This is a genomic window from Runella salmonicolor (assembly GCF_024158025.1).
Lineage (GTDB): Bacteria > Bacteroidota > Bacteroidia > Cytophagales > Spirosomataceae > Runella > Runella salmonicolor.
In genome coordinates, this window is record NZ_JAMZEL010000005.1 from 295,080 (window position 1) to 320,156 (window position 25,077).

17 protein-coding genes are annotated in these 25,077 nt (G+C 45.3%); 9 read left to right on the top strand and 8 right to left on the bottom strand.

The window, feature by feature from the left end:
• Positions 1–4 precede the first annotated feature (4 nt).
• From NCI00_RS14670 to NCI00_RS14680, 3 genes are all read right to left on the bottom strand, one after another.
• The gene (locus NCI00_RS14670; RefSeq protein ID WP_253528729.1) at positions 5–1,171 is read right to left on the bottom strand and encodes a hypothetical protein; all 1,167 of its coding nucleotides are present in this window, start codon (positions 1,169–1,171) and stop codon (positions 5–7) included.
• A gap of 442 nt (positions 1,172–1,613) precedes the next feature.
• On the bottom strand, positions 1,614–1,826 hold the full coding sequence (locus NCI00_RS14675) for a DUF433 domain-containing protein (RefSeq protein WP_310586777.1): 213 nt from the start codon (positions 1,824–1,826) through the stop codon (positions 1,614–1,616).
• A 55-nt stretch (positions 1,827–1,881) separates the two neighbouring features.
• Complete coding sequence (locus NCI00_RS14680; protein ID WP_253528732.1) at positions 1,882–3,507, bottom strand: ABC-F family ATP-binding cassette domain-containing protein; 1,626 nt, start codon at positions 3,505–3,507, stop codon at positions 1,882–1,884.
• A gap of 896 nt (positions 3,508–4,403) precedes the next feature.
• On the opposite strand from NCI00_RS14680, the gene NCI00_RS14685 reads away from it, so the two are divergent.
• From NCI00_RS14685 to NCI00_RS14700, 4 genes are all read left to right on the top strand, one after another.
• The gene (locus tag NCI00_RS14685; protein ID WP_253528734.1) at positions 4,404–4,988 is read left to right on the top strand and encodes a Crp/Fnr family transcriptional regulator; all 585 of its coding nucleotides are present in this window, start codon (positions 4,404–4,406) and stop codon (positions 4,986–4,988) included.
• Between the two features lie 61 nt (positions 4,989–5,049).
• A complete protein-coding gene (gene ubiG / locus NCI00_RS14690; protein WP_253528736.1) occupies positions 5,050–5,862 on the top strand; it encodes a bifunctional 2-polyprenyl-6-hydroxyphenol methylase/3-demethylubiquinol 3-O-methyltransferase UbiG in 813 nt (270 codons plus the stop codon).
• Between the two features lie 792 nt (positions 5,863–6,654).
• A complete protein-coding gene (locus NCI00_RS14695) occupies positions 6,655–6,939 on the top strand; it encodes a 2TM domain-containing protein (RefSeq protein WP_253528738.1) in 285 nt (94 codons plus the stop codon).
• A 194-nt stretch (positions 6,940–7,133) separates the two neighbouring features.
• A complete protein-coding gene (locus NCI00_RS14700; protein ID WP_253528740.1) occupies positions 7,134–7,865 on the top strand; it encodes a metallophosphoesterase family protein in 732 nt (243 codons plus the stop codon).
• Positions 7,866–7,892: 27 nt separating this feature from the next.
• Here the strand turns inward: NCI00_RS14700 and recO are convergent, their stop codons facing one another.
• Positions 7,893–8,588, bottom strand: a complete 696-nt coding sequence (gene recO / locus NCI00_RS14705; RefSeq protein ID WP_253528742.1) for a DNA repair protein RecO — start codon at positions 8,586–8,588, stop codon at positions 7,893–7,895.
• Between the two features lie 45 nt (positions 8,589–8,633).
• On the opposite strand from recO, the gene argB reads away from it, so the two are divergent.
• Both argB and NCI00_RS14715 read left to right on the top strand, forming a co-directional pair.
• The gene (gene argB / locus NCI00_RS14710; RefSeq protein WP_166556482.1) at positions 8,634–9,443 is read left to right on the top strand and encodes an acetylglutamate kinase; all 810 of its coding nucleotides are present in this window, start codon (positions 8,634–8,636) and stop codon (positions 9,441–9,443) included.
• Positions 9,444–9,497: 54 nt separating this feature from the next.
• Complete coding sequence (locus NCI00_RS14715; RefSeq protein ID WP_114067979.1) at positions 9,498–9,959, top strand: RidA family protein; 462 nt, start codon at positions 9,498–9,500, stop codon at positions 9,957–9,959.
• Between the two features lie 80 nt (positions 9,960–10,039).
• Here the strand turns inward: NCI00_RS14715 and sov are convergent, their stop codons facing one another.
• The 3 genes from sov to NCI00_RS14730 form a co-directional block, all read right to left on the bottom strand.
• Positions 10,040–17,614: a T9SS outer membrane translocon Sov/SprA gene (sov, locus tag NCI00_RS14720; RefSeq protein ID WP_253528744.1), complete on the bottom strand. Its 7,575-nt coding sequence runs from the start codon at positions 17,612–17,614 to the stop codon at positions 10,040–10,042.
• A 242-nt stretch (positions 17,615–17,856) separates the two neighbouring features.
• Complete coding sequence (purH, locus tag NCI00_RS14725; RefSeq protein ID WP_253528746.1) at positions 17,857–19,377, bottom strand: bifunctional phosphoribosylaminoimidazolecarboxamide formyltransferase/IMP cyclohydrolase; 1,521 nt, start codon at positions 19,375–19,377, stop codon at positions 17,857–17,859.
• Positions 19,378–19,602: 225 nt separating this feature from the next.
• Entirely contained in the window at positions 19,603–20,757 is a 1,155-nt protein-coding gene (locus NCI00_RS14730) for an MFS transporter (RefSeq protein ID WP_253528748.1), read from the bottom strand.
• A gap of 104 nt (positions 20,758–20,861) precedes the next feature.
• Here NCI00_RS14730 and NCI00_RS14735 point away from each other — a divergent pair, with 104 nt between their 5' ends.
• Genes NCI00_RS14735 through NCI00_RS14745 form a run of 3 tightly spaced genes read left to right on the top strand, consistent with a single transcriptional unit; the run spans position 20,862 to position 23,297 of the window.
• Complete coding sequence (locus tag NCI00_RS14735; RefSeq protein WP_253528750.1) at positions 20,862–21,710, top strand: alpha/beta hydrolase family protein; 849 nt, start codon at positions 20,862–20,864, stop codon at positions 21,708–21,710.
• A gap of 50 nt (positions 21,711–21,760) precedes the next feature.
• Positions 21,761–22,528 (top strand): DUF4846 domain-containing protein, encoded by a 768-nt coding sequence (locus tag NCI00_RS14740; RefSeq protein ID WP_253528753.1) that lies wholly within the window; start codon positions 21,761–21,763, stop codon positions 22,526–22,528.
• A complete protein-coding gene (locus NCI00_RS14745; RefSeq protein ID WP_253528756.1) occupies positions 22,461–23,297 on the top strand; it encodes a M15 family metallopeptidase in 837 nt (278 codons plus the stop codon). The genes NCI00_RS14740 and NCI00_RS14745 overlap by 68 nt, the downstream gene beginning before the upstream one ends.
• A 126-nt stretch (positions 23,298–23,423) precedes the next feature.
• On the opposite strand, the gene pruA is transcribed toward NCI00_RS14745, so the two are convergent.
• Positions 23,424–25,052: an L-glutamate gamma-semialdehyde dehydrogenase gene (gene pruA, locus NCI00_RS14750; protein WP_253528758.1), complete on the bottom strand. Its 1,629-nt coding sequence runs from the start codon at positions 25,050–25,052 to the stop codon at positions 23,424–23,426.
• Positions 25,053–25,077 lie beyond the last annotated feature (25 nt).

A 25,077-nucleotide genomic window follows, 5' to 3' on the forward strand; every position in this document is an offset into this window, starting at 1 on the left:
TTGTTCAAAATAAATTAATAAAATGAAGGTCACTCAAATACTGGCTTTTGAGATAACTCTCGGTTAAATATATTGGGTATAAATGGTTTGCCCAACGTTGGTCCTTTCCATAGCAAACAGGGTTTCTTTCATTGATAATATTGGCTGTTATTCTATCAACTTCTCCGCTATCTAATCCATTTTCTTCTTCGTGTTTTGTAACCAGTACTTTTTCGATTTTAACAATACCAGAGAATGGGCTATCAGTAACCTTCGCATCTCTAATTCTCACATACCAAACACTAAAAAACACATTTCCAACCCTACTTTCCTGAAAAACGGCCGCTGGTGTTCGATGATATAAAGGTAAATTTGCAATTGCTGCTGCATTGCTTCTACCTTGTTTGTCTTTTGAAAACTCTGGATTAAAGGATTTTGACACACCAATAACTCTACGATAATTTGCCTTATATTTTGCTAAGTCTTTAAAATCACTTTTAGTCGCTAATGGATACTGCAATGAGCCGTCTTTGATTAGATAGCAATCCTCATGCAACAAATTTTTTCTTACTAATTCATCAACCACTTGCTTTTCGCACTCTATCATTTTATCCTGAATAGTGGCAGTCCCTAAATTCATATATTCTTCCTTGTCCTTGTCTGCTTTTTTTGCCTCGTATTTTAAAATAGCAGAGAGATGTAAACCTAATCTTTTTAACCTTTCTGAAGAGTTGACGTCTTTTACTAATTTCCCCAAGGCTAAGTCATGATGTAAGCCTAAATCCGCTGCACTCGGAACAGAAAGAACTAAATGCTTTTCTAAAATTGCTTTTCTGAAAACATCAGGTGATTTTCTTTCGCAACAGGCAACACCAATCTGGCCGCCAACAATTGGAAATATCCTTTTTTGGTACTCAATATCATCCACTTTGTAAATTCTTCTTGAGCCGTCTAAAAAGAAGGAAAAAATTGGTTTTTCTTGCTTTTGAAGAGTTTTTGCAAGGATTTCAAGCGATGTAGTTACCTTTTGGGGCGCGGTTTCACCATATCTATCGTTCCGAATCGTAAAGGTTTGATTATCATCGTATGTCAATGAAGGAAACGGCAATTCTTTATCAAAACAAAATCTATGAGATTTATAAGCTTTCCCATGCGTTTCCTTCGCTATGTATTCGATAATACTATTATTCATATATACAGGGCTTTCTCATAAAACTTGTTTAATTTTCAAAAATTGAAACAACTCCTTGATTTTATCACGAAACAGATCAATCAGAGTGTTCATACCCTTGTTTTGTCCGCTTAGGAGGCTCAATGCCATAGTCAGGGCTTTCTCATAAAAATGACTGAATGCTCGCAACCCAAAATAACTCGAGTTTTTTTAGGATTTATTATAGCCCAAACTTAGATTTTGTAACTCATTTAGCTATTTTAATGACAAACAAGTAATTTATTTTCAACATTAAAGCATTGATTTACAGAGATTTAATTTTTATGAGAAAACCCTGTTCATATATTAATTGCAATCATTACACTCTACAAGTTTAAAACTGTGTTTTTCTATCGTTAAATATATAAAAAGCCCGTCTCATTATTGACAAGACGGGCTTCTATACCTTCATCAGCAACAATTTTCATGAGGCCAATTTGTAAAACTTCATGTCACGAACCGCTTCGGCTGCTAAACTCAATGCCGCGTGAATAGCTTCTCGTGTAAGCCTGGGGTAATCCAATAATAACTCGTCTTCCGTTTGCCCAGCGGCCAGTTTTTCCAATACCAGCTCAACAGGAATACGAGTACCCTTAATGACGGGCTTTCCAAGCATCACCTCAGGTTTCGATTCGATATACTATACTGTGAATAGTCCATGGATACAGCTATTAGATTACCGATAAGCCTGCTCACACCAACTCCCCATACAACGCCTCACGCTGCGCTTTTACGCGGTCGTCGGTGATGTATTCGTCGTAGGTCATGAGTTTATCAATGATACCGTTTGGCGTAACTTCGATGATGCGATTGGCTATTGTTTGAATAAATTGGTGGTCGTGCGAATAAAACATCATCGCACCTTTAAATTCAATCAAACCGTTGTTGAGCGCAGTAATAGATTCCAGATCCAAGTGGTTGGTGGGGTCGTCGAGGGTCAGGAAGTTGGAGCCCGAAAGCATCATTTTCGAGAGCATACAACGTACCTTTTCACCTCCTGAAAGCACACTGGCTTTTTTGAGCGATTCTTCGCCCGAAAACAGCATACGACCTAAAAATCCGCGAATAAAGCTCTCGTCTTTTTCTTTGGAAAACTGACGCAACCAATCCACTAGGTTATCGTCGGTTTGGAAATAATGGTCGCTGTCTTTCGGGAAATACGCATTGGTGACCGTTACGCCCCATTTAAAATCGCCCGAATCAGGTTTGATTTGCTCCTGAAGAATCTCAAACAAGGCCGTGATGGCCAAGGTATTGCGCCCGATAAAGGCCACTTTATCTTCCCGATTCAGACGGAATGTGACGTTCTCAAACAGTTTGGTTCCGTCTTCGGCGGTTTTGGAAAGACCTTCTACGCTCAATACCTGATCGCCGATTTCGCGCTCAGGTTTGAAATTGATGTAAGGATACTTGCGCGACGAAGGCTTGATTTCGTCGACGTTGAGTTTTTCCAACATTTTCTGCCGTGCCGTTGCCTGCTTCGACTTGGCGACGTTGGCACTGAAACGACGAATAAACTCTTCCAATTCCTTCCGCTTCTCGTCCGATTTCTTGTTTTGGTCGGCGCGTTGTTTCAACGCCAATTGGCTTGATTCATACCAGAAGGTATAGTTACCGCCGTACATCTGCACCTTACTGAAGTCAATATCTACCACGTGCGTACACACTTGGTCGAGGAAGTGGCGGTCGTGGGAAACCACGATAACGATGTTCTTGAAGTTGTTCAAAAAGTTTTCCAACCACATCACCGTTTCCACGTCAAGGTTGTTGGTAGGCTCATCCAACAGCAAAATATCAGGGTTGCCGAAAAGAGTCTGGGCCAATAACACCCGCACTTTTTGGCTAGGATCGAGGTCGGTCATCTGGGCATAGTGAAGGTCTTCTTTGATACCCAAACCGCTCAATAGAGAGGCCGCTTCGGGCTCTGCTTCCCAGCCGTCCAACTCGGCAAATTCGGCTTCCAAGTCGGCGGCTTTTTCGCCGTCGGCTTCCGTAAAATCTTCTTTGGCGTAGATGGCGTCTTTTTCCATCATGATGTCATAGAGGCGTTTGTGCCCCATGATCACCGTTTGCAACACCTGAAACTCGTCAAACTCAAACTGATTTTGTTTCAGTACGGCCATGCGTTGGCCGGGCGTAATGGCTACCGTACCCGTCTGCGGGTCTATTTCGCCCGACAAAATTTTCAAAAAGGTGGATTTCCCCGCCCCGTTCGCCCCAATGACCCCGTAACAGTTGCCCGGGTTAAATTTAATATTTACTTCGTCGAAAAGCACCCGTTTACCGTAGCGCAACGACACGTTTGATACCGTTATCATTAATGAATTGAAATTTTCTGTAAAAGATGCTGCAAAAATACAAAATTTTCGGGGGAATACGGATTATAAATATCCCTGTTCAATGGCCTTGCTTGTTCTGGCCATCTCCATTGGTCAGCGAAAGAGATAACCCATTTGGGTGACTGGCAGATGATTTATGATTCATCACAAATGCCCCGACTGTTACAGATTTTTTTGTAGGTTGACGCTTACATCTGGATACAATAAAAATATCTCACTATGTCATGCCAAAACGACACATTGAGACGATGATTTATGAGACGATTCGTTGAGACAATTTTGAGAGTTTATTTGGAAGAGTTTTCAGGATTGATTCCTGTCTCACAAAATGCCCGTTTTGTGAGACAAGTAACCACACAGGAAGGAAGTTATCAAGTGAAGTTGTGATTGACACAAAAGTGTCTTTGCTTACCGCGCGGGCGGCCCCGATCAATACCGACACAGTAGCGTAGTAAAGCAGTTGAGTTTTGGTTCTGTTTGTTCATCGCAGGGAGTGTTTAAAGCTTTATCTGCCCGACGGTTTTTCTGGAATTTTGCACATAAATGCAGGATTGTAATGTAAGAATTACATCCATAGGTACTGCCGCGGTGGCGTACAAGTTATAGAGAAAAACAGCGGTGCCGATGCGGTGCTCTTTGTCAGAGGTTTTAATTCAAAGATTTAAAAGATGTTAAACAAATTATGAATGATTTTAGAGGTTTTTATAATTTTGAAAGAATTCACGGGGGCATCGGTTTTCAAAGTCCCGCTGACTTCTTAAAAACCAAGGGGTTTGATATGAAAAATAACCCCATTAATCAAATCAGTATAACTTAAAATAAGGATAGTCCTGTGTCTAGTTTTTAGCGGTCAGCACACCATTACTTACAAAAACATGAAAAGAATCGTCCTTCAAGAAAAATTACGCGAACTCGTTCCCATGACCGAGCAACAGTATGCTTACGTCTTAAGCCATTTTTCTTGCAGACAATTAAAGAAAAAGGACTATTTGTATACCCATGGAGAGATATGTAAGTATGTGGTTTTTTGCGAAGAAGGATGTTTTCGAAAGTTTTTTCTTGATACAAATGGCAACGAAATAGTGGTTGAATTCAATATTGAAGGCTATTGGATTGGTGATCTTCACAGCAGAGTCAATAAGGTGCCCACCAAATTCTTCTTTCAGGCCCTGGAGGACAGTACTCTGCAAGTTGCCGGCGTGGCTGACTGGGATAAACTGGCCAGCGAAATCCCTTCGCTGGCAGAGGTGCGTACTAAGGTAGAAAAAAGAAACCATCATGCCGATATTGAACAGTTAATGCTCCAGAAATATGGTACAGCAGAAGAAAAACTCGACTTCCTGATGAAGAAACTTCCCGGAATCACCAACCGCATCGCCGGTAAATACATTGCTTCTTATCTGGGTATCGAACCAGAATCCTACAGCAGATTAAAAAACAAACTTACCAGAAAAACATAACATACATCAATCTTTTCTGGAAGGGTCAGATGGTAGCTTTGCATTATAAACACAACTGATTATGAATGCAATAGCAGAACAAACCTACAATCGGATCGACAATCATCTTTACAACACACAAGGCGATTCCTGGTGGCAGGAAAATGCCGTACTTTACTTTTTGAAAACGGGCTTGAACCCCTGTCGATTCCCTTATTTCCTTAATGCATATACCCAACAGCTAAAAATGAGCGCAGTGGGTAAAACAGCCTTGGACATTGGCTGCGGGGGCGGAATATTGGCCGAAGAGTTTGCCGCAGCAGGCTTTAAGGTAACAGGGATTGACCCTTCAGAGGCCTCGCTCGAAACCGCTAAAAATCACGCCAACTATTCCGGGTTGGACATTGAATACCAAACAGGCACAGGTGAAAACCTTTCCTTCCCAGACAACTCATTTGACGTAGTTTATTGCTGTGATGTGCTGGAGCACGTGCGTGATCTGCCTAAGTGTATGTCAGAAATAGCACGGGTGCTGAAACCCGGGGGAGTATTTTTCTACGACACCATTAACCGGACTTTCCAAAGTAAACTGATTGCGATTAAAATTATGCAGGAGTGGCAATGGACGGCTTTTATGCCCCCTAACCTGCACGTGTATGACATGTTCATCAAACCCAAAGAACTTGATGCATTGATGAAATCCAACGGACTTCAGCCCAAAGATGTGAAAGGGATGAGTCCTGGAGTGAACCCGTTTGAGATAATTTCTCTGTGCCGCCAACGGATAAAAGGGGAAATAACCTATGGAGAAATGGGTCGCAGGATAAGGTTCAAAGAGAGTAATGATTTAAGCATGAGCTACATGGGCTTTGCCATTAAAAACAGCATTAATTGACAAACTCAAAAACAACACTGGACTGTGTCTTATACTGAAATAGATTGTCAATTTTAAGGTAAAATTGACAATCTATGCAAGACCACATTCAAGTACCAAAAATCAAGTGTTTTTAAGACCATCTTGTAAAATAAACTTGTATGCCAATCTATGTATAATTAATTTAAATAATCGATGAATAAACCTATACAAATGTTGGTTGACTACCCCAGAGTGTCAACGACCGACCGTAAAAGACTAAAATTTGGAATTGCAATAGGATGTCCTCACCAAAGACACTTTTTTGTCAATCAAGACTTTAATTGACAAATGAAAGGCTGTATTGCCCTGAATAAATAAAATTGGTTGAAGCTTTAATTTTCTTTGCTGTATTTTGAAGAGCATTCTACTTATCATAAATCCTATTATGATACTACTTGTATATCCCTAAAATAACTTTACACTAACCATGTAAAGTTATAAAGGCGAACCGCTTTTTCTGATTTAACTATCTGTATTTTAGATAATTAATCTACACTCAACACATTAATTCCTCCCGTTTCGTAAGACACAATTATACAGAAAATGCTCTGATGTAGTTGAAAAAGATGTTCGCCCGATTGAACACTTTTTGTCAAGCCCTATTACTTGGAAGGCAGGGCCTTCACATTTCACTCCCCTCCTATTAAATCTGACACAACACTTTCTACGCTTCGTCGGAATTTGCCAGCGTAGCACTCGCCCATCTGCTACTTTTGATTCAACAAACAGCCAAAAGCACATAATTAACCAAAACATAAAACCTTTATAACCATGAACACAACCTTCACCTCCGCTCCCGAACGCAATGAATTTTTAATGAAAATTGCCCGCCGTCGGGTGAAATTTCAAAAACACGCCATCGTTTATTTAATCGTTTGTTCTGTTATTTCGTTGCTGTGTCTGGTCTCAGGCGGCCGAGTACCTGTTGATTTGTGGTGGGCGTGGGGTATTGGCTTAGGGTTTCACGGCATCGGAGCTTACGGCCTGCTACTGGACGAACAAAAAGCCACGGAAGAAGAATACCGAAAACTGATCCGTCAGGAAAGAGAAAACTAAAAACTGCTCACCATTATTAGCCAATCTCAGGGTAGAGTTGCAAAAAAATGGGGGATGAGTTTAGCTACAAACGTTAAACTTATCCCCCATTTTCATGATGAAAAATGAAGAATAGGTTGCATTTGCTAATCATTTAGCCAACATTTGTATCCGTCAACACCTTAGTTTTGAAAAAGCGGCGGCTACCCAAAACGATGAAGAGAACGTTAGTAATTGGTGATATACACGGTGGACTGAAGGCTTTGTTGCAAGCGCTTGGACGCGCGGAGATTCAACCCAGCGATACCCTTATCTTCTTGGGCGACTACGTAGATGGTTGGAGTGAATCTGCCCAGGTTATTGAATTTCTGATGGAACTTGCTACTAAGCAAACCTGCCTTTTTATAAAAGGAAACCATGATATGTGGTGCGAAAACTGGCTCGACAGCGGCCTTGCGCCCCACGTATGGCTCATGCACGGCGGAAGCAGCACCGCAGAGAGCTACCGCTACATGGATTTTCAAACTCGCCAAATCCATTTATCATTTTTCAACCAATTGAAAAGTTATCACATCGATTCCCAAAACCGTCTGTTTGTACATGCGGGGTTTGGCTCCATTCACGGCCCCGAAGATGAGCACGATGACAACAATTTTTTGTGGGATCGAACCCTCTGGGAAACCGCGCTGACGATAGAACGTCGGAACCAAAAAGACGAAACCATGATTCCCAAACGCTTGAAACTCTTTAAAGAAATATTCATTGGCCATACCCCAACGCTCAATTATAACATAGAGGTTCCGATGCACGCTGCCACCGTTTGGAACATCGACACGGGGGCTGCTTTTCACGGCAGACTCAGTATCATGGACATTGACACCAAGGAGTTTTGGCAAAGCGACGTAGTGCAAAGTTTATACCCCAACGAAAAAGGGCGAAACAATTAAGAATACAATAAATTTACAATCAGATACTTACCTCATCAACTCCCGTAATACATCCAACGATTTGATTTCGCCCAAGCCTTCTAAATGGATTTTGAAGTAAAAAATAAGGGTATCCAATAACTGCCCCCGACGCTGTCGGTCCAACAACACGGGGTAATCAAACGGCATCAGAATGAAGTTTTGAGTGACTTCGCGGGTGGGAGCATCTAGCGCGTAAGGATAAAGATTTTCTTTGAGTTGCTGTTCCATTTCATAGACAGTTTCGGCCCCAAACCCCAGATAAAACGCGTATTTAGCCAGAAACTGCAAGTGAAAATTCTCAAAATGTTGGTCGGCTTCTTCGAGATAGATAATCCCTTCCATCAAAAAATGAAAAAGCGGCTGATTGGCTTCTTCTTCGCGCAGGGTTTTGACCAACATTTCCGTCACAAACAACGCAATGCTGGATTTGATAAAATCAAACGGCAAACTTCGAAACGGCAAACTGCACTTCACTTCCGAAAGCCGATGAATGGTTTGCTCTTTGTTTTTGTGATAAACGACCAAATCCAATAAAGTAAGCGGCTGAAAAAGAGCGATGCGGTTGGTTTTGGATTTTGCACTGCGTACGCCATTGACAATGTAACTTTGAATGCCAAAATCTTCGGTGTAAATCTTAACGATAATGGAAGTTTCACGGTAGCGAATATAATTGAGAACAATACCGCGTGTTTTGTGGAGCATGAGTGTAACTTTGAAGCGAAAATAACACAAAATGTACAGATTCTTATGAAACCAAAGCTATACGTTGTCAAGATTGGCGGAAATATAATCGACAATTCCGAGGCGCTACGTTCTTTTCTGACCTCTTTTGCGGCGTTGAAAGGCAATAAGATTTTGCTCCACGGAGGAGGTAAAATCGCCACCCAAGTGGCCGAAAAATTGGGAATCCCTACCGAAATGGTGGAAGGGCGCCGTATCACCGACCACGCCATGCTCGATGTGGTAACAATGGTCTACGGAGGATTGGTCAACAAAAACATCGTGGCTACCCTTCAATCATTAAACAGCAACGCCATCGGGCTTACGGGCGCCGATGCGGGCCTGATTCGAGCGCACAAACGCCCCGTCAACGACAAAGTAGACCCCGTGATTGACTACGGTTTTGTGGGAGATATTGACGCGGTCAATGGCAAACAATTGACCGCCTTCCTGAAAAACAAACTCCTGCCCATCATCGCACCTTTAACGTTTGACCCCGCCTTGGGCGTGATGCTCAACACCAATGCCGACACCATGGCCTCGGCCGTAGCCGTTGGTTTATCAGAATTTTATGACGTAAATCTGGTTTATTGTTTTGAAAAAAACGGCGTGTTGCTCGATGCCGACAACGACGACACCGTCATTCCTGTACTGACCCCTGAACTCTACGCCACGTGCAAAACCGCAGGAGCTATTTATAAAGGCATGATTCCGAAACTGGACAATGCCTTTGCGGCCCTGCGCAACGGCGTTGCGGAGGTGACTATTTGCCACGCCGACCAACTCGGTCTGGCATTAACCAAAAAAACAGCTGGTACAAAACTTACGCTTGGCTAATTCAATCTATCGTCATTTTCATTATCCTCATTTTTTCATCATCCCATTAATTACATGACTCCCGAACAAAACCTTGCCAATCTAGGCATTACGCTTCCATCACCTCCCGCCAAAGGAGGCGTTTATACCCCCGTCGTTGTAACGGGCAATTTGGCCTACATTTCTGGACACATCTCTTTAGACCTCGACGGCAGCCTCATTGCGGGCAAAGTAGGCCGAGACCTCACCGCCGAAGAGGCAAAAGAAGCCTCCCGCAAAACGGGCTATTTGTTGCTTGCTACGCTTCGTTCTTATTTCGGCAGCCTCGATAAAATCAATAAAGTTGTGAAAATTCTGGGCATGATTAACGCCGTTCCTGAATTTGAACAGCACGCCTTCGTCATGAACGGTTGCAGCGAATTATTTGCCGAAATTTGGGGCCCTGAAAAAGGCGTTGGCGCCCGTAGCGCCGTAGGAATGGGCTCTCTCCCGCGCATGGCGGCGATTGAAATAGAAGTGATTTTTGAACTGGCGTAAATATCTCACCGCATCTGTTTGCTGTCTTACATTTAGCAGCCCTCTCCTTGTTTAAGGAGAGGGCTGGGGTGAGGTAAAACTTACAACTCTGCTACGTTAAACCGCACCTGGATTCCTCCTGCGGTGGTAGCCCTTCTGAAAGAGTTAAGTACGTACGGATTGTTGAACGTACGGTCAAAATAAAGCTGCAAACTCCACAATTTACTGACGGTATAATTAAGTTGCGGACGCAATTGGAAGTTATAATTACCCGCAATCGCCGTGGGCGGCTCGTCAAAACGCCGCTGTATGGCGCGCGTGTCGCGAATGGTAAAGTTGCACTGAAACTGCAAATCGTTCTTCAATTTTTTGAACTCCCCATTGATTCGGAACGGAATCCGCACATTATTTCGGGTCAGGCCCAACGTGATGGTTACGTCGCGGTTAAATAATTCTGCCACCTGCGAATTTGACAGGTTGAGTGAAATATTCCGGTCTTGGTTATAAGCAAAACGCATATCAATCTTGTTTTGCGTCCGCGCTCGAATGGCAATCAAAGGAGCAAATTTCTCTGACAACGAAATAGTGCTCATTACAAAAATAGGAAGGGCACTCCCATTTTCGCCCGACAATAACGCAAGTTGGTAATCCCGATTGTCGAGGGTCAAGTATTTGGTATACAAATCATTGTAATCTAAAGAAGAAGTAAAACTCCCTACACTGTACGTAGATTGGTAACTGTGCTCTAAGGTAAACGAACTGAAAATTTTCTTAAACCCGGGCAACTGGGCAAGTCCGTTGTAATCGACTCGCCAATTGGGCAGCGGAAAACCCAAAAAGGGATTGGTGCGGGCTTTGGCTGGGTCTTTCTTAGGGTCACGTCCGTTGTAAGCGGCAAAAAAGGCCGCAATCAGCACGTCCTGTGAGTTTTGATTATATTCTCCCCCTTTGTATTCAGGATTAGAACGTTGTTTTTCGGTAAGGATTTGGACAAAATCTTCACGGTAAGCCTTAAATTGCTCAAAAATCGGGGAACTGTTGTCGTCATTGATTTTAGCAAAAGCCGTTCGGAACGACATGAATGACATCTGAAAGTTTCCAGTTCTGACTGGGCTTTGAATTTGGTAACTGTTGCGATTGGTGGAGTCAACCACTCGGTAAAACATGCGGTATTCATCACCGCGCGTAAGTTGGGCGCTGATCTGAATTCTGAAATCTTTAAACGGCTCCAAACGGGTATTTATTCTGAATGTCCGATTGTCGGTCTGTACAAAAGGCACGTTCAGCATGGTGCTTTGTGTCAAATCGCCTTTCGCCGCCGCATCGTAAAGTACTTGGGTGCTTTGACTGCCCAAGATAAATCTTGTTAATGAACTAGGACGGGTGCCGTCTAACCCCCAAAAACCTGTACTAGAAGGTAAAAACCCAGGAAGGGTGGTGGTAAGCATTCGAGTATAATCCACGTCTATGCCACGCACGGTCATCAGCAGACGGGTTAGGTTTTTAAGCACTTTACTAGGCTCACGGCTAATGTCTTCGTCGTCTCCTGGGCTACGGGCAAAGTTTTTACGCGGTGGTGACGGATTATTGGCAAAGCGCAGATAACGAAGTTTATTGTACAATTTAACAAAATCGACCTTTCCCCGAATTCCTTGCTCTCTACCGTTACGAAGGATATTTCCCAAAAGAAAATTTTCAGAATCGGTCAAGCGATAACCGCCCGCCTGAAACGCCAGATTTTGGTTTGCGCCATAGCCATAGCCGCCAGTGTTGCCTGCTCCATAGCTATTATTTCCACCAAACATCGACATACCCGGTGAGCCTGACGAAAAGGACGGCCCCGAGGAAGAATACGATGTAATCGGCGAAAACTGATACATAATGTTATGGTTGTAATCAGCCGTCATCCAATCCAACAACGGAATTTTTTCCAACGGCAACCGGTAGGTCAGTCGTATTTTCTGGTCAAAATTTTTCATTCTTCCCAGATTTCTAAAATTACGCCAGACGACATCCTGCTTAGCCTCCGTATTAATATCCCCTTCGGGCTCATCAATCACGGCATTGGCCAAAGCGCTGTAGCTCAGCACCACATTTTTGGTCAAGTTCCATGACAAATCATAGCCACGGTTGAATAGGAAATATTTTTCAAACAAAGGTGCCTGATTGGCATCCGTCAGGTCGGCACTACGGTACAGGGTGCGGATAAAACTCCGGTCGGCGTCAAATCTGATGGCTACTTGGGTAGGGAGCAATGAAAGATTGAAATCTTTCAGTAGTTCCAAATAAGGCCGCTCAAAACTCTTCACTGTACGGAAAGGCTCCCACGAACGCTGCGGAAAGCCGTATTGATACACAATGCCGCCACGATACTGCCGTTGGGCGTAGTCAGCAATGGTACTGGTTCGTCGGGTTTGTTCGTTGTAGGCATACGTAAACGATAGATTCTCAAAGTCCCAGAAATGCCGCTTGGCGTTGGGGCCTAGTTTGGTTTTACGTACATTAGAAAAGTTAAATCCGCGCCGCTCGGCTTTTTCGGTAGAGGCATTTTCGAGTTGCGTCCGTCGTGGGTCATTTTCGGCGTAGTTTGCCAACGACATCGCCAAAGGTGTATCAGGATCGTAAGGATTGAAATGCGGTTTTACGTCGCGCAGGTCGTAGTTGACATACAACGGAATTTTAAAGCCCCATTTTTCAGGCAAAAATTTATCCAGCGCCAGCGCCGCCGAAAGGCTAAACTCGCGCGAATTGTCGCGAGAGCGGTCAGTTAGTTTTTGTTGAACCCCACCAAAACCAAACGTGGTGTATTTCCCTGCCACTTGTACCGTACCTAAATCGGCAAGTTTAATATCCGCCCGCGCAATCGCCGCCGTTCCCGACTGATTATCAAAACCCTGCACGTGCATTTCGTTGACCCAAATACAAAAGCTTTTGGGTTGTTGGTCGGGCGTGCGTGGGTTTCGCAACCCAATCATGATAATCATCACGTTGCTCAAATCGGGCCGGCCCACCACAGTAATCCGATACACTCGCCCAAGGGCATCTGTCTTGGTGACCGTATAAGGAGCCGAAATCGTCCCACTTGCCTGACGGTCACGCTCGGCTTTGGCCTCTATCAGCCAAGGTATTTCAATATCAATTTCGTTTTGTTGGGGCCAAACTCGCTCAGGGTCTGCTTCATTGGGCGGCGTGGCCTGCAAATTAGTCACCTCAATTTCGTAGTAATGTTCCGAAACGTCCGTTCCCAAACGCATAAATGCCGACACCTGACCATTTTCATTTTGGTCATTTTGCATGTGTACAAACATCTTCAGGCGTTCACGGAAAAGTAAGTTTTGGCTCGTTACATTCTTAAAAGCCGCTCTTGAGTCCCCATCCCGCAAGTTGGTCACGCAGAGGCTCATAGATTGCTCGTTCAACGGGCGTTGGTTGGGGGTGGTATAGTCCACATCGCGCTGCCATCCTGGAGGTACAGTGTAAATATTGCGCCCTTGTCCCTGTCCGCCCGTGGTTACGGGAGCGCTGTTTTCTTCCACACTGACGGTAGCAATTTTAAATTGCGCGTCGTACGGCTCGGGTACTTCCTGCAAACCGCGGGCGTTGAGGTCGCCCGTGTACTTACGATATTGCGTGGCAACCATTTGCAACTGCGCAAAACGCAAAACCACCGGCTGTTCCCAATCGGTCATGTACATCCGCACAAAACGAATGGATTTAAACCCGTTGATGTTTCCGACTTTGCGCGTAAACTCCCGCACAGGGATACGGAACAAGTACCAATTCACTTCTTCACCAGCACCGTTGGGGGCACTTACTTTATCCACAATATACGGCTTTCCTACATCCAACTGCCCAGGCTTCAGGTCTACTTCGTATTCATAATAAGCCTCTTGGTCATTGATGGTATTGTCGGTATTGAGGTCTTCAATATCGGGTAAATTCGTGGCTGCGGCAGTAATCTCATTGTTGCTCTGAAACTCTGGCGTATTGTTTTCTACCCCCATGTAATTTTTATAACGCTCAACAATTTTCTTGTTGGCGCTGTCGGCTTTGGCGCTGAAATAAAACTCAAAGTCATCCCCCGACGGGTCGGTCAGGATTTGATTACGGGCTTCTGTTTTGAGCGTAGGCGGAAGGTTCTGAATGTAATTTTGGAAGAAAGTCCGCTCTTCTTCATTGCTCAAGCCATCCAATCCTACGTCCTGCTTGGGCCGAGCGCCTGCCTCGTTGGTAAACGCATTGATAATATACTGCTGCCGGGTCGAATAGCCCCACGCCGATTGCGCCACGTTAGCAGGAAGGGGGCCCGTAGTAGAGGTTCTTTTTTCGTCCAAAGGCAAGCCGTTCTCGAAATCGTACCGTCCGTTTTTAACGACGTCTTCCGAAACCTCACCCAAGTTAAAGTACAATTTCCCACCCGTCGTGTTATTGGTATTGGTCACCCCATCACGAACCACCCCGTTGGGGCCTTCTTTAAAGGGATCCATCAACCAAAACTCCATGATTTCGACGTTGGCATTGTCAAAATCAACGTCTGACCCAATGGCCCGCGTAATGGCACCAAAGTTTTTTCGTGGATTTTTGAGCCTTCCGTCGGGGTCAAGGTCGGTATTAAAATTATACATTCCCCGTTCACGCGGGAAATACGCAATGTCCAGAATATTTTCGGGCAAATTGACCAAGTACTGCCCGCGTCCTTTAAAAATATCTTGCGGGGTAAAAAGCCGCTCGTAGAAATTATTAAAGTCTTGGGTCGTAATGTTTGGGCGCACGCTCAACCCCACTTGTGCTTGGGGCGAAAACGTGATATCAATGGTATAGGCCGATATTTTGGCGCGGTTGTAGGCATATTCCAGCGGATTGGTCGGAGTGCCTTGCGGGAATTGCTGCGGAGTGCCCCCCAAACGCCAGCGCGTCGGTTGGCGAGTTAGGTCAAACTGCGTACGAGCCGCTTCAAAATCATCAATCATGATGCGGTTTCTAACCTGTGGGTGCAAGCCCGCAAAAGACTGCGCGACTTCACCCTGAAACTGAATAGCCGATATCTCTTTGGTCTGCAAAAGAGGCAGTTTGTCCAACAATTTTGTCAGAAAACGAGACTCTTTCCGAAAAGTAAGGTCGGCCCCAATGATGCTGTTGTTGACGGGGTCGTTGCCCAACGCGGCGCGGGTCAAAAAGCCCGGCGGCGTTTCGCGCATATTCATGGCGGTAAGCCCAATCTGCATATCGCGGTTAACGACGTAGTTGAGGCGCGTACCTAACAACCGACGAATTTGGTTTTGAAACAAGTCTGGTTGTTCATAACAAATTTCAATATCACGACCTGAGTTCAGCACACTTTCATTAATCAACCGCACCGAGCCCGATTGACCTTCCACGGCATAATCAATCCCTGGCTGGAGCTGAACACCACCCGCACGTACTGTTACTGATTTTTCCGATACGCCAAACGGTAATGGAATTGACGCCCCACCCGACGAGCCTTGAAAAGACCCTTTCAGAAAGAATTTATTTTTCTCGGTTACCTGCTGGGCGTCGATTTGGGTAGTACGATACAGTTCATTAAAGACGTATTTGTTGGCTAAGACGGGATCACTGTTGAACTGCTTCACCAGATTTGAACCGAAAGGCTCCAAAACGGGAAAAATAATACGACCAAAACGACTGTCAATCGTGACATTGTCTACGAAGTCAAAGTTACCATCACCAATGGCTTTCCCTGAATTATCCAAAACGGGGTCATTGAGCGGGTTCAACTTATCCAATCCCATCACGCGCAACAATGGCACGTTGGCAATCGGCCCTTCCTGCAAGTTAGGGTTATCAATACCAGTTAGGTCATCTTTATAGATAACCCGCATCTGAAAATTTTGCTTTCCTACCTGCGTGGTATTCAATGAGTAAATGTTCTTCATCATCAAATTCCACATCGGATGGCTCGTATTGTTACGAATCGTTGATGATTTCAATAACTTCAACACCAGCACTTCGTCGTCGCGGCGGGCTTGATAATCTTCGGTGAGTTCCCCTACTTTATATTTTTGTCCGTTAAGGGTGTATTCATAGGCCACGGCCAATATCTCATCGTTACGAAGTGGCGTTAATAGTGAAATATAGCCCAGTTCGGCCTGAAATTTATATTCGCGTTCGTTCAGTTTTCGCGCACCGCGTAGAAGGTCATAATCATCGCCCCGACGGAGGTTGTAGCGGCTGTCGAGCGCAAAACTTGTTTTATCTGCTTCGCGAAGTTCGGGGTCATTGGTTACTTTTTGATACAGGCCGTTGCTTTTGTTGTTGACGGGCTGATTGGCCACAATCGGCGCCAGATTTGGATTAGCGCTATTGACGGGGGCCGATTCTCCCAAATCAGAAAAAGCGACAAAGTTTCGCAGGGTTTCGGTATTGTTGGTGCGGTTTGTTACGTACACTTCCAGACGGGTAATGGTCACCCCCGACATGACCAGCGGGATATTGCCCAACCAGCGTTCATAATTATTGCGGAAGAAGTACGACAGAAAGAAGTGGCGATTTTCGTCATAAGCATCGGCTCGTATTTCAAACGGACGATTTTGCACCCCTCCTCGCAACGTAATACACTGTTGTTTAGACCGTTGCTGTGAAGCCACCACCGTTGTAGTCAAACGCCCGAAACGTAAATCAACCTTGGCTCCGAATAAATTTTGTACGCCCGGAATCAACTGCGAAGGAATTTGCCAGTTGATATTTCCCGCCTGAATTCCCTGAATAATGCTTTCATTTTCGGGAATATAATTCTGCGGCCCTGCCCCCAAACCACCGAACGGATTTTGACCTGCACCACCATTTTGACCCAAGCCTTGCACTCCGTTTTGACCTAAACCTGCTGCATTGGGAAGATTGGAAGCATTCGGAAGATTGGCGGAGTTGGTGGGAAGATTTCCTGGACGATAATCCAGTTTGAACTGATTCTCAAAATTGAAACTCGACTTAGTATCAAAGTTGGTCAACATTCCGAGTTTATCGCCAATCTTGCCGTTAAAGTTAATGTTGATTTGCTCATTAAACAGGAAGTTCGTCGATTTCCGCTGACGGATAGGCACTTGCGGATTGTCAATATTTTGATGCAACACGCCAAAATCCAACAGTACAAAACCATTGGGCTTAAAGTCGACAAGATTGCTGCCAAAAATACGGTCAAGGCCCGGAGGCAAGTCCAATTTGGGCAACAAGCCACGCGCACCGAGCGCGCCTTTGCCATCCTGTTTAGAGGAATAATCGCGCCAGAGGTAGTTGAAGACCCGCTTGTCCTGCAATTTCTGGAAATCTTCGTAACTCATACTCAGCGGGTCGCGGTAATTGAGGGTCGGCAATTTAGCATCGCCAATGCGCTCATAAACCGAAATACGGCGGGTGGTATCCAACCGAAATTCATTGGAAAGCCCTTTGGGCTCTTTCAGAAAGAAAGTGGAACGGGGCGGTGTATAAATGAAACGATTGCCGATGCGGTCGTTCCAACGAGAATAGAGCAGCCGCCGACTTTGACGGTCGTTTCGACTGGTATCCTGAACCACGGGGCGTCGGTTGGTCGGTTGTTGAGCAACCCCCACGTACGCAACTAACCACAGAGCTGCCATGAGCCCGATGATAAAGTATGATTTGGTAGAGATAAGGTAGAGCTGTTTTCTGATAATTCCCACGATTCTTCAGCGGTCTGGGTACTCAAATCCTTAACGGCTAAAACCTTGCCAATCGTCTCTGAGCGTTCAACTATTTTTAAGAATGTGAGGTAAAGATAGAAACAGGCACGAGATAAACGCAATTTTTAGCCAAAAAAGGCAGATTTGTACAACTAACGGGTTTGTAAGAAAAGCTTGAATAGAAACAAAAAGAGACTACCCTTTTGAGATAATCTCTTTTGTCAATCTGATTTTTTTAAATACTAGTGCTTAAAGTGCCGTACGCCCGTGGTTACCATCGCCATGTCATTTGCATCGCAATAGTTGATAGAGTCTTGGTCACGAATGGAGCCTCCAGGTTGCACAACGGCTGTTATACCCGCCAAACGGGCAATCTCCACACAATCGGCAAAAGGAAAGAACGCATCAGATGCCATCACCGAGCCTTTCAGTTCAAACCCAAAAGCCAAGGCCTTGTCGATGGCCTGACGCAACGCATCCACGCGCGAGGTCTGGCCCGTTCCGCTGGCAATCAGGCGGTTTTCGGTGGCCAACACAATCGTATTGGATTTGGTGTGCTTGCACACTTTCAACGCAAACTCCAACGCCCGGACTTCTGATTCGGTCGGTGCTTTGACGGTTACGGTTTTAAATTGTGAAGCCGTTTCTACTACCAAATCTTTGTCTTGCTCAAGCACTCCGTTCAAGATGGTTTTAAACATCTTAGCGGGCAATTCCACATTTTTACGCTGAAGTAAAATGCGGTTTTTCTTCGATTGCAACAACGCCAATGCCTCAGGCTCATAGGCGGGAGCAATCAATATTTCCATAAACAATTTATTCAATTCTTCGGCCGTGGCCACGTCAACGGTAGCGTTGGTAATAATCACTCCCCCAAAGGCAGAAACTGGATCGCAGGCCAAGGCCGTTGCGTAGGCTTCTTTGGCAGTAGCTGCGGTGGCCACGCCGCAGGCATTGGTATGTTTGATGATGGCGAAGGTAGGTTCAGTACCAAATTCATCAATCAATGCCACGCACGCATCTACATCTACCAAGTTGTTGTAAGACAACTCTTTACCATGAAGTTTATCAAACATTGCCTCTAAATCTCCGTAAAAAGTGGCCGCTTGATGCGGGTTTTCTCCGTAGCGCAATGAATTTTGCGGCAACTCGGTAAATGAGTAAATATCCTGCGTCGATTTCCCCAAAAACCACTGATTGATGGCCGTGTCGTAATGGCTCGTGGTGGCAAAAGCCTCTTGCGCATAACGACGGCGGTCTGAAAGTTCAGTGCCGCAATTTTTCTCGGTCAAAATGCTCAACACATCCGCGTATTGCGTGCGTGACGATACGATGAGTGAATCTTGAAAGTTTTTGGCACCCGCCCGAATCAACGAGATTCCTCCAATGTCAATTTTTTCGATGATGTCTTCTTCACTCGCTCCCGACGCCACGGTTTCTTCAAACGGGTACAAATCCACCACCACCAAATCAATGGCAGGAATATTGAATTGCGCCGCCTGCGCTACATCGCCTGCATCTTGGCGACGGTACAGAATACCACCAAAAACCGCAGGGTGAAGGGTTTTGACACGCCCTCCAAAAATGGAAGGATAGCCCGTAAGGTCTTCCACCGCCGTCACGGGAATACCCATGTTTTCGATAAAAGTTTGCGTACCACCCGTTGAGTATAGCTTAACGCCATTTTGGTGGAGAAGTTGGACAATAGGTTCGAGACCGTCTTTGTAATAGACCGAAAGTAAAGCCGATTGGATTTTTTTCATTGAATTGAGTGCTTCGGCACTGTTGATTATTTATCGTGGGGAATGAATTAATTATCCTGACGAACAAATCGTTAGTGCAGCAAAAGCGGTTAATTAACAACTGATTACATCACTGATAAAAAATGAAGCCGCAAAATTACTGCTTTTAATGTTAGAAAAGGAAGAATGAAAAAAGAAAACCTGCAACAAGGCGGGTCTTTAGGAAACCAGCGTTGGTGAAACCACTTATATTCGTCGTGAAGCTGCCAACCCAACAACTCCTCCCAAGCCCAATACGACCAGCGCAAAGTGCCCATAAGCATTAAAAAGCCATTGGGTCAAATACAGGCTCGGAATGGTAATAAAGAACCCAATCGAAGTAACCAACGTCAGCGCCGTAGCCCGATAATTTGAGGGGGCATTTTGTGAAACCAAGGTCGAAAACTGCGGCGAGTCTCCCACCACACTGACGCCCCAGATAAACATAAATACCAGAAAAAAGACCACAGAATAGACTGGAAGAAAAACGCACAGCCCACAGCAAATACACGAAATCAGCAGCGAAAACCAAGCCGTTCGGTGACTTCCCCAACACCGCGAAAGCTCACCCGTCAGAACGCACCCCAACGCCCCCGAAGCAATGATACCAAAAGCACACAGCGGAACAGGCAGATTCTGGTGAGCAAGCTGATTATAAGAAGTAATGATGACCGGAACGAAAGCCCAAAAAGTATAAAGCTCAAACATGTGCCCGAAATAACCGAAAGCCGAACGTCGAAAAGCCTTATCCTTAAACACATCTCGCAAAACGGCGGGATTAAAACCTCCAGCTACGCGCCTAAACGGGCCATTTTTTACAAACAGCCAAATCACAATTCCTCCCAAAACGGCTAGGCCTGAGGTAACTATAATGACATATTGCCAAGGCAGGCTGAGCGAAAATGATTTAAGAATATACGGGAAGGCCGTTCCTAACACCAACGCACCCACCAAATAGCCCAAGGCTTTTCCTAATCCCGTTTCGTACCAATCACTGCAAATTTTCATGCCCACGGGATAGACACCCGCCAGAAAGAATCCAACACCCAACCGCGCCATAAACAGCCCTTCGAGCGACTGATAACTGACTAAGACTGTCAGATTACAAGAAGCCGCCAGCCCTGCCGAAATCATAAAGACTCGCACGGGAGAAAAACGGTCGGCAATGGAGAAATAAGAATAAAAAAGAGTACCCAACACAAACCCCAACTGAACGGCGGTGGTCATGGTGGGCATAAAAGCCGACGTTTGGGGGTGAAATGCCTGTAATGTTTGCATGACGGCATTGACCGCAAACCACAGCGATGTGCCCGCAAACTGCGCCACCACCACCAGCGGAAGAAGGTAAGAAGGTCGTTTCATTCAATTCAAAAAGCAATGTTACCAAAGAATAAGCGCTTTCTCAAAAGGAAATAGATTTTGATTCGTTTTTACTTTCATAGAAAAACCTTTTGACCTTTTTCTTCATGATGCTTTCTAAAATTACGCTGATTTTTGGCGGTCTTCTGCTTTTTATACTTCAATTGTCCTATGGGCAACCCGCCGCCGAAATGGATATTTTTCAGTCCTTGCCCCCCGAAAAACAACTCAGTACGTTTAGCGGATTTCCTTGTGCTTCGTTTATCTTTATCGGCCGCCAAGCCAAAGTTGTGAAGCCAGTCAAAGTGGCAAGAAATGCCCCTTGGGTGTGGCGGGCACGTTTTTGGGGGCATGAGCCGCAGGCCGACAGTGCGCTGTTGGCTCGCGGATTTCACGTAGTGTATTGCGACGTAGCGGAGCTCTACGGCAACGCCCACGCCGTTGAAATCTGGAATCAATTTTACGCTTTCTTGCATAAAGCGGGGCTTTCATCCAAAGTTGCTCTTGAAGGGTTCAGCCGCGGCGGGGTGTATGCCTACAATTGGGCCATCGCCAATCCCGAAAAAGTATCTTGCGTCTATGCCGATGCGCCCGTTCTCGACCTAAAAAGTTGGCCAGGCGGTAAAGGCCGAGGCCCGGGGAGCGCGAAAGACTGGGAGGTATTCAAACAAGATTATAATTTACAAACGGAAGAAGAAGCGGCACAGTTTAAAGGAAGCCCACTCGACAACGTGGAAAAAATCGTAAAAGGAGGCTATCCGATGCTTCATGTCTGTGGCGATGCCGATGAGGTGGTACCCATTGAAGAAAATACCACATTGTTTGAGCAACGCGTAAAAGCCCTCGGTGGCAACATCACAGTTATTCACAAACCTGGCGTAAAGCACCATCCGCACAGCTTGAAAGACCCCTCGCCCATCGTAGCGTTTATCTTAAGGGCTACATGGCGGGATTAATGCGTGGCCGCCCTGAAAGGGCTTAAAACACCTTAAAAGTCAGACAATAAATGTCAAAAATCCTTTTTATCCCAATCCTTTTTGCGGTTTTAAACACGGTTGCGCAGGTAAAAATAGACAAATCGGCGACGATCATTTCGACGCGTTTTGCTCCGCCCGTTGGTTTTGAACGCAAGGCTACAGACTCCAACTCCTTTGCATACTACCTCAGGCGCCTGCCACTAAAACCTTGGAACAGCAACGTGTTGTATTTTGACGGCCGAACCAAAAATACGCCCAACGTATACGTCTCCGTCGTAGATTTAGGCATCGGCAAAAAAGACCTGCACCAATGCGCCGACGCTGTGATGCGCCTACGGGCAGAATACCTGTACGCCCAACGTCGTTTCGAAGAGATTCATTTTAATTTTGTGGCCGACGGTAAGCCCCGCTTTTTTAAGAATTACGCAAAAGGGGATTACGCTTACCCGAAATTCTGGAAATACATGGAATACATTTTCATATCGGCCAATACCCGTTCTTTGCACGGTGAATTAGAGCCCGTTGCGATGTCAAAAATGCAAATCGGCGATGTTTTTATTCAGAAAGGAATTCCATTTGGCCATGCCGTCATTGTGGTAGATATGGCCGAAAATCCCGCAACGGGGCAAAAAGTGTATCTGTTGGCCCAAAGCTACATGCCTGCCCAAGAAATTCAGTTATTGGTCAATCCCCAAAATAACTCGCTCAGTCCTTGGTATGAACTTAAAAATGAAACAATTACTACTCCTGAGTGGACTTTCGAGCCTGCTGACCTCCGTCGTTTTGCGGGTAATTAGTCCATTTTTGGTCCGTAAAAATCTGCATTCTCAAGCGCTTTCGTTATTTGCGTTTTTGGTTTGTTCGACGGCCTATGCTCAATCTGAATACCTCAAAGCTTATCCTGACCACATTGTTAGATTCACCAAAAATCAACTTATTTGGAAAGACTCAACAGCCATGCCCTTTGATGATGGGCAAAAAAAAACGTTTGCTCAACTCCTCCAAAACGCTGATTTAGAAGACCAATTAGCCCAAAAATATCCTTTAAATCGCGTTCAAAATCCGCCTACCATCAATCAAGACCCCGGTCGTTTTCGTTACGAGCCTTTTTTTCGAAAGATGTACGGACACACGGAGGCCGAAGTCCGCAAAAACTTAACGGAGATTATCTGGCTTCCCAAAACCCTAAAAAAGAAGTTATTAGTAACAAAAGTGAACGAAATTGATAAGCATTTTCAGGCCGTTTCTGATGAACTGGAAAAACATCCTGAATTACTAAAATACGTCAACAATCCTGCTGGAACATTTTCGTGGCGGGTCATCAGCGGCACCAACCGGCTTAGTATGCACAGCTACGGCACCGCTATTGATATTAACTTAAATCTTTCGCATTATTGGCAATGGGACTGCCGCTGCAAGGATGAAGCCATCCAGCTCAAATACCGCAACCTTATCGCCGCCCAAGTTGTTGAAATCTTTGAAAAACACGGCTTTATCTGGGGTGGCAAATGGTACCACTACGACACCATGCACTTCGAATATCGGCCCGAATTACTGCTGAAATGATTGGGATTCGGCAAAAATGACCAAAAAACGATAGAGAGATTCTAGCAAAAAATCCCCCTTTTATAGCAGACAGGCACTTGGCAGTCTTCCATAAAAGGGGGATTTCTAGTCTTATAACGCGATTTATTATTCCGCTAAGAATGGGTAACGATAATCCACTGGAGAAACAAAAGTTTCTTTTATGGTACGTGGTGATACCCAACGCAACAGGTTTAAAATAGAGCCCGCTTTGTCGTTCGTTCCCGACGCTCGCGCCCCGCCAAAGGGCTGCTGTCCTACTACCGCGCCCGTTGGTTTATCATTGATGTAAAAATTCCCTGCGGCATTTACCAGCTTCTTACTTGCCTGCTCAATTACGTAGCGGTCTTGGGCAAAAATAGAGCCTGTGAGCGCATAAGGAGATGTTTTATCGACCAATTCAAGGGTTTCTTCAAATTTATCTGGCTCGTAAACATAAATAGACAGCACTGGCCCGAAAATTTCTTCACACATCGTGGTGTACATTGGATCGGTAGTGAGCAGTACCGTAGGCTCGATAAAATAGCCCGTTGATTTGTCATAATTTCCACCCGCGATGACCGTCACACGGGGGTCATTTTTGGCATTATCAATGTAACCTGCGATTTTATCAAACGATTTTTCGTCAATGACGGCGTTGATAAAGTTAGAAAAATCTTCCGTAACGCCCATTTTCATGCTTGCCAAATCAGCAAGCATATAGCCTTTTACTTCTTCCCATATGTTGGCTGGGATGTAAGCCCGCGAAGCAGCTGAGCATTTTTGGCCTTGATACTCAAACGCTCCGCGCACCAGTCCTACGGCCACAGCTTTGGCATTGGCCGATGAATGAGCTACGACGAAGTCTTTACCGCCCGTTTCGCCCACAATACGCGGGAAGGATTTATAGATAGAAAGATTATCGCCAATGGTTTTCCAGATATGCTGAAACACTTTTGTACTGCCCGTAAAGTGAATTCCCGCAAAGTCGGGATGGCTCAAAATGACATCACCCGCTACGGGGCCATCTACATAAATCAGGTTAATAACGCCATCGGGTACGCCTGCTTCTTTGAATACTTTCATCAAGACGTTGGCGGCGTACACTTGCGTAAGCGCGGGTTTCCACACACATACATTGCCCATCAACGCTGCCGAAGTAGGCAGGTTTCCCGCAATCGCCGTAAAATTGAAAGGCGTTAAGGCAAACACAAACCCTTCCAACGGACGGTGCTCCAAACGGTTCCAAACCCCCTCCGACGACTGCGGCTGCTCACCGTATATTTGGGAAGCATAATATACATTAAAACGCAAGAAATCAATCATTTCGCAGGCCGCATCAATCTCAGCCTGATAGGCATTTTTGGATTGTCCAAGCATGGTCGCTGCGTTGATTTCGGCGCGGTACGGACCCGCCAGTAAATCAGCCGCTTTCAAGAAAATGGCGGCCCGATGTTCCCAACTTAAATTTGCCCAATTTTCACGCGCTGCCAAAGCTGCATCGATGGCTTTTGTCACGTGCGACGCATCCCCCAAAGAATAATACCCAAGTACGTATTGGTGGTCGTGGGGAGGTGTCACGGCATGTTTATCCGCCGTCATTATTTCCTCGCCACCGATGTACATTGGTATCTCTATTTGGCGACTTCGTGCTTCCACAAGAGCCGCTTTGAGCGCGGCCCGTTCGGGCGAATTCGGTGCGTAAGATTTGACGGGTTCGTTTTTGGGAACAGGTACGTTGAAAAATCCAGTAGCCATAATATTGTGTTTGTTGATTTTTGGA

Coding starts and splice junctions, on each gene's coding strand:
- pruA (WP_253528758.1), bottom strand. CDS start 25,052: ATGGCTACTGGATTTTTCAACGTACCTGTTCCCAAAAACGAACCCGTC.
- NCI00_RS14715 (WP_114067979.1), top strand. CDS start 9,498: ATGACTCCCGAACAAAACCTTGCCAATCTAGGCATTACGCTTCCATCA.
- NCI00_RS14700 (WP_253528740.1), top strand. CDS start 7,134: ATGAAGAGAACGTTAGTAATTGGTGATATACACGGTGGACTGAAGGCT.
- purH (WP_253528746.1), bottom strand. CDS start 19,377: ATGAAAAAAATCCAATCGGCTTTACTTTCGGTCTATTACAAAGACGGT.
- NCI00_RS14730 (WP_253528748.1), bottom strand. CDS start 20,757: ATGAAACGACCTTCTTACCTTCTTCCGCTGGTGGTGGTGGCGCAGTTT.
- NCI00_RS14735 (WP_253528750.1), top strand. CDS start 20,862: ATGATGCTTTCTAAAATTACGCTGATTTTTGGCGGTCTTCTGCTTTTT.
- NCI00_RS14680 (WP_253528732.1), bottom strand. CDS start 3,507: ATGATAACGGTATCAAACGTGTCGTTGCGCTACGGTAAACGGGTGCTT.
- NCI00_RS14685 (WP_253528734.1), top strand. CDS start 4,404: ATGAAAAGAATCGTCCTTCAAGAAAAATTACGCGAACTCGTTCCCATG.
- NCI00_RS14745 (WP_253528756.1), top strand. CDS start 22,461: ATGAAACAATTACTACTCCTGAGTGGACTTTCGAGCCTGCTGACCTCC.
- NCI00_RS14740 (WP_253528753.1), top strand. CDS start 21,761: ATGTCAAAAATCCTTTTTATCCCAATCCTTTTTGCGGTTTTAAACACG.
- NCI00_RS14670 (WP_253528729.1), bottom strand. CDS start 1,171: ATGAATAATAGTATTATCGAATACATAGCGAAGGAAACGCATGGGAAA.
- recO (WP_253528742.1), bottom strand. CDS start 8,588: ATGCTCCACAAAACACGCGGTATTGTTCTCAATTATATTCGCTACCGT.
- argB (WP_166556482.1), top strand. CDS start 8,634: ATGAAACCAAAGCTATACGTTGTCAAGATTGGCGGAAATATAATCGAC.
- NCI00_RS14695 (WP_253528738.1), top strand. CDS start 6,655: ATGAACACAACCTTCACCTCCGCTCCCGAACGCAATGAATTTTTAATG.
- ubiG (WP_253528736.1), top strand. CDS start 5,050: ATGAATGCAATAGCAGAACAAACCTACAATCGGATCGACAATCATCTT.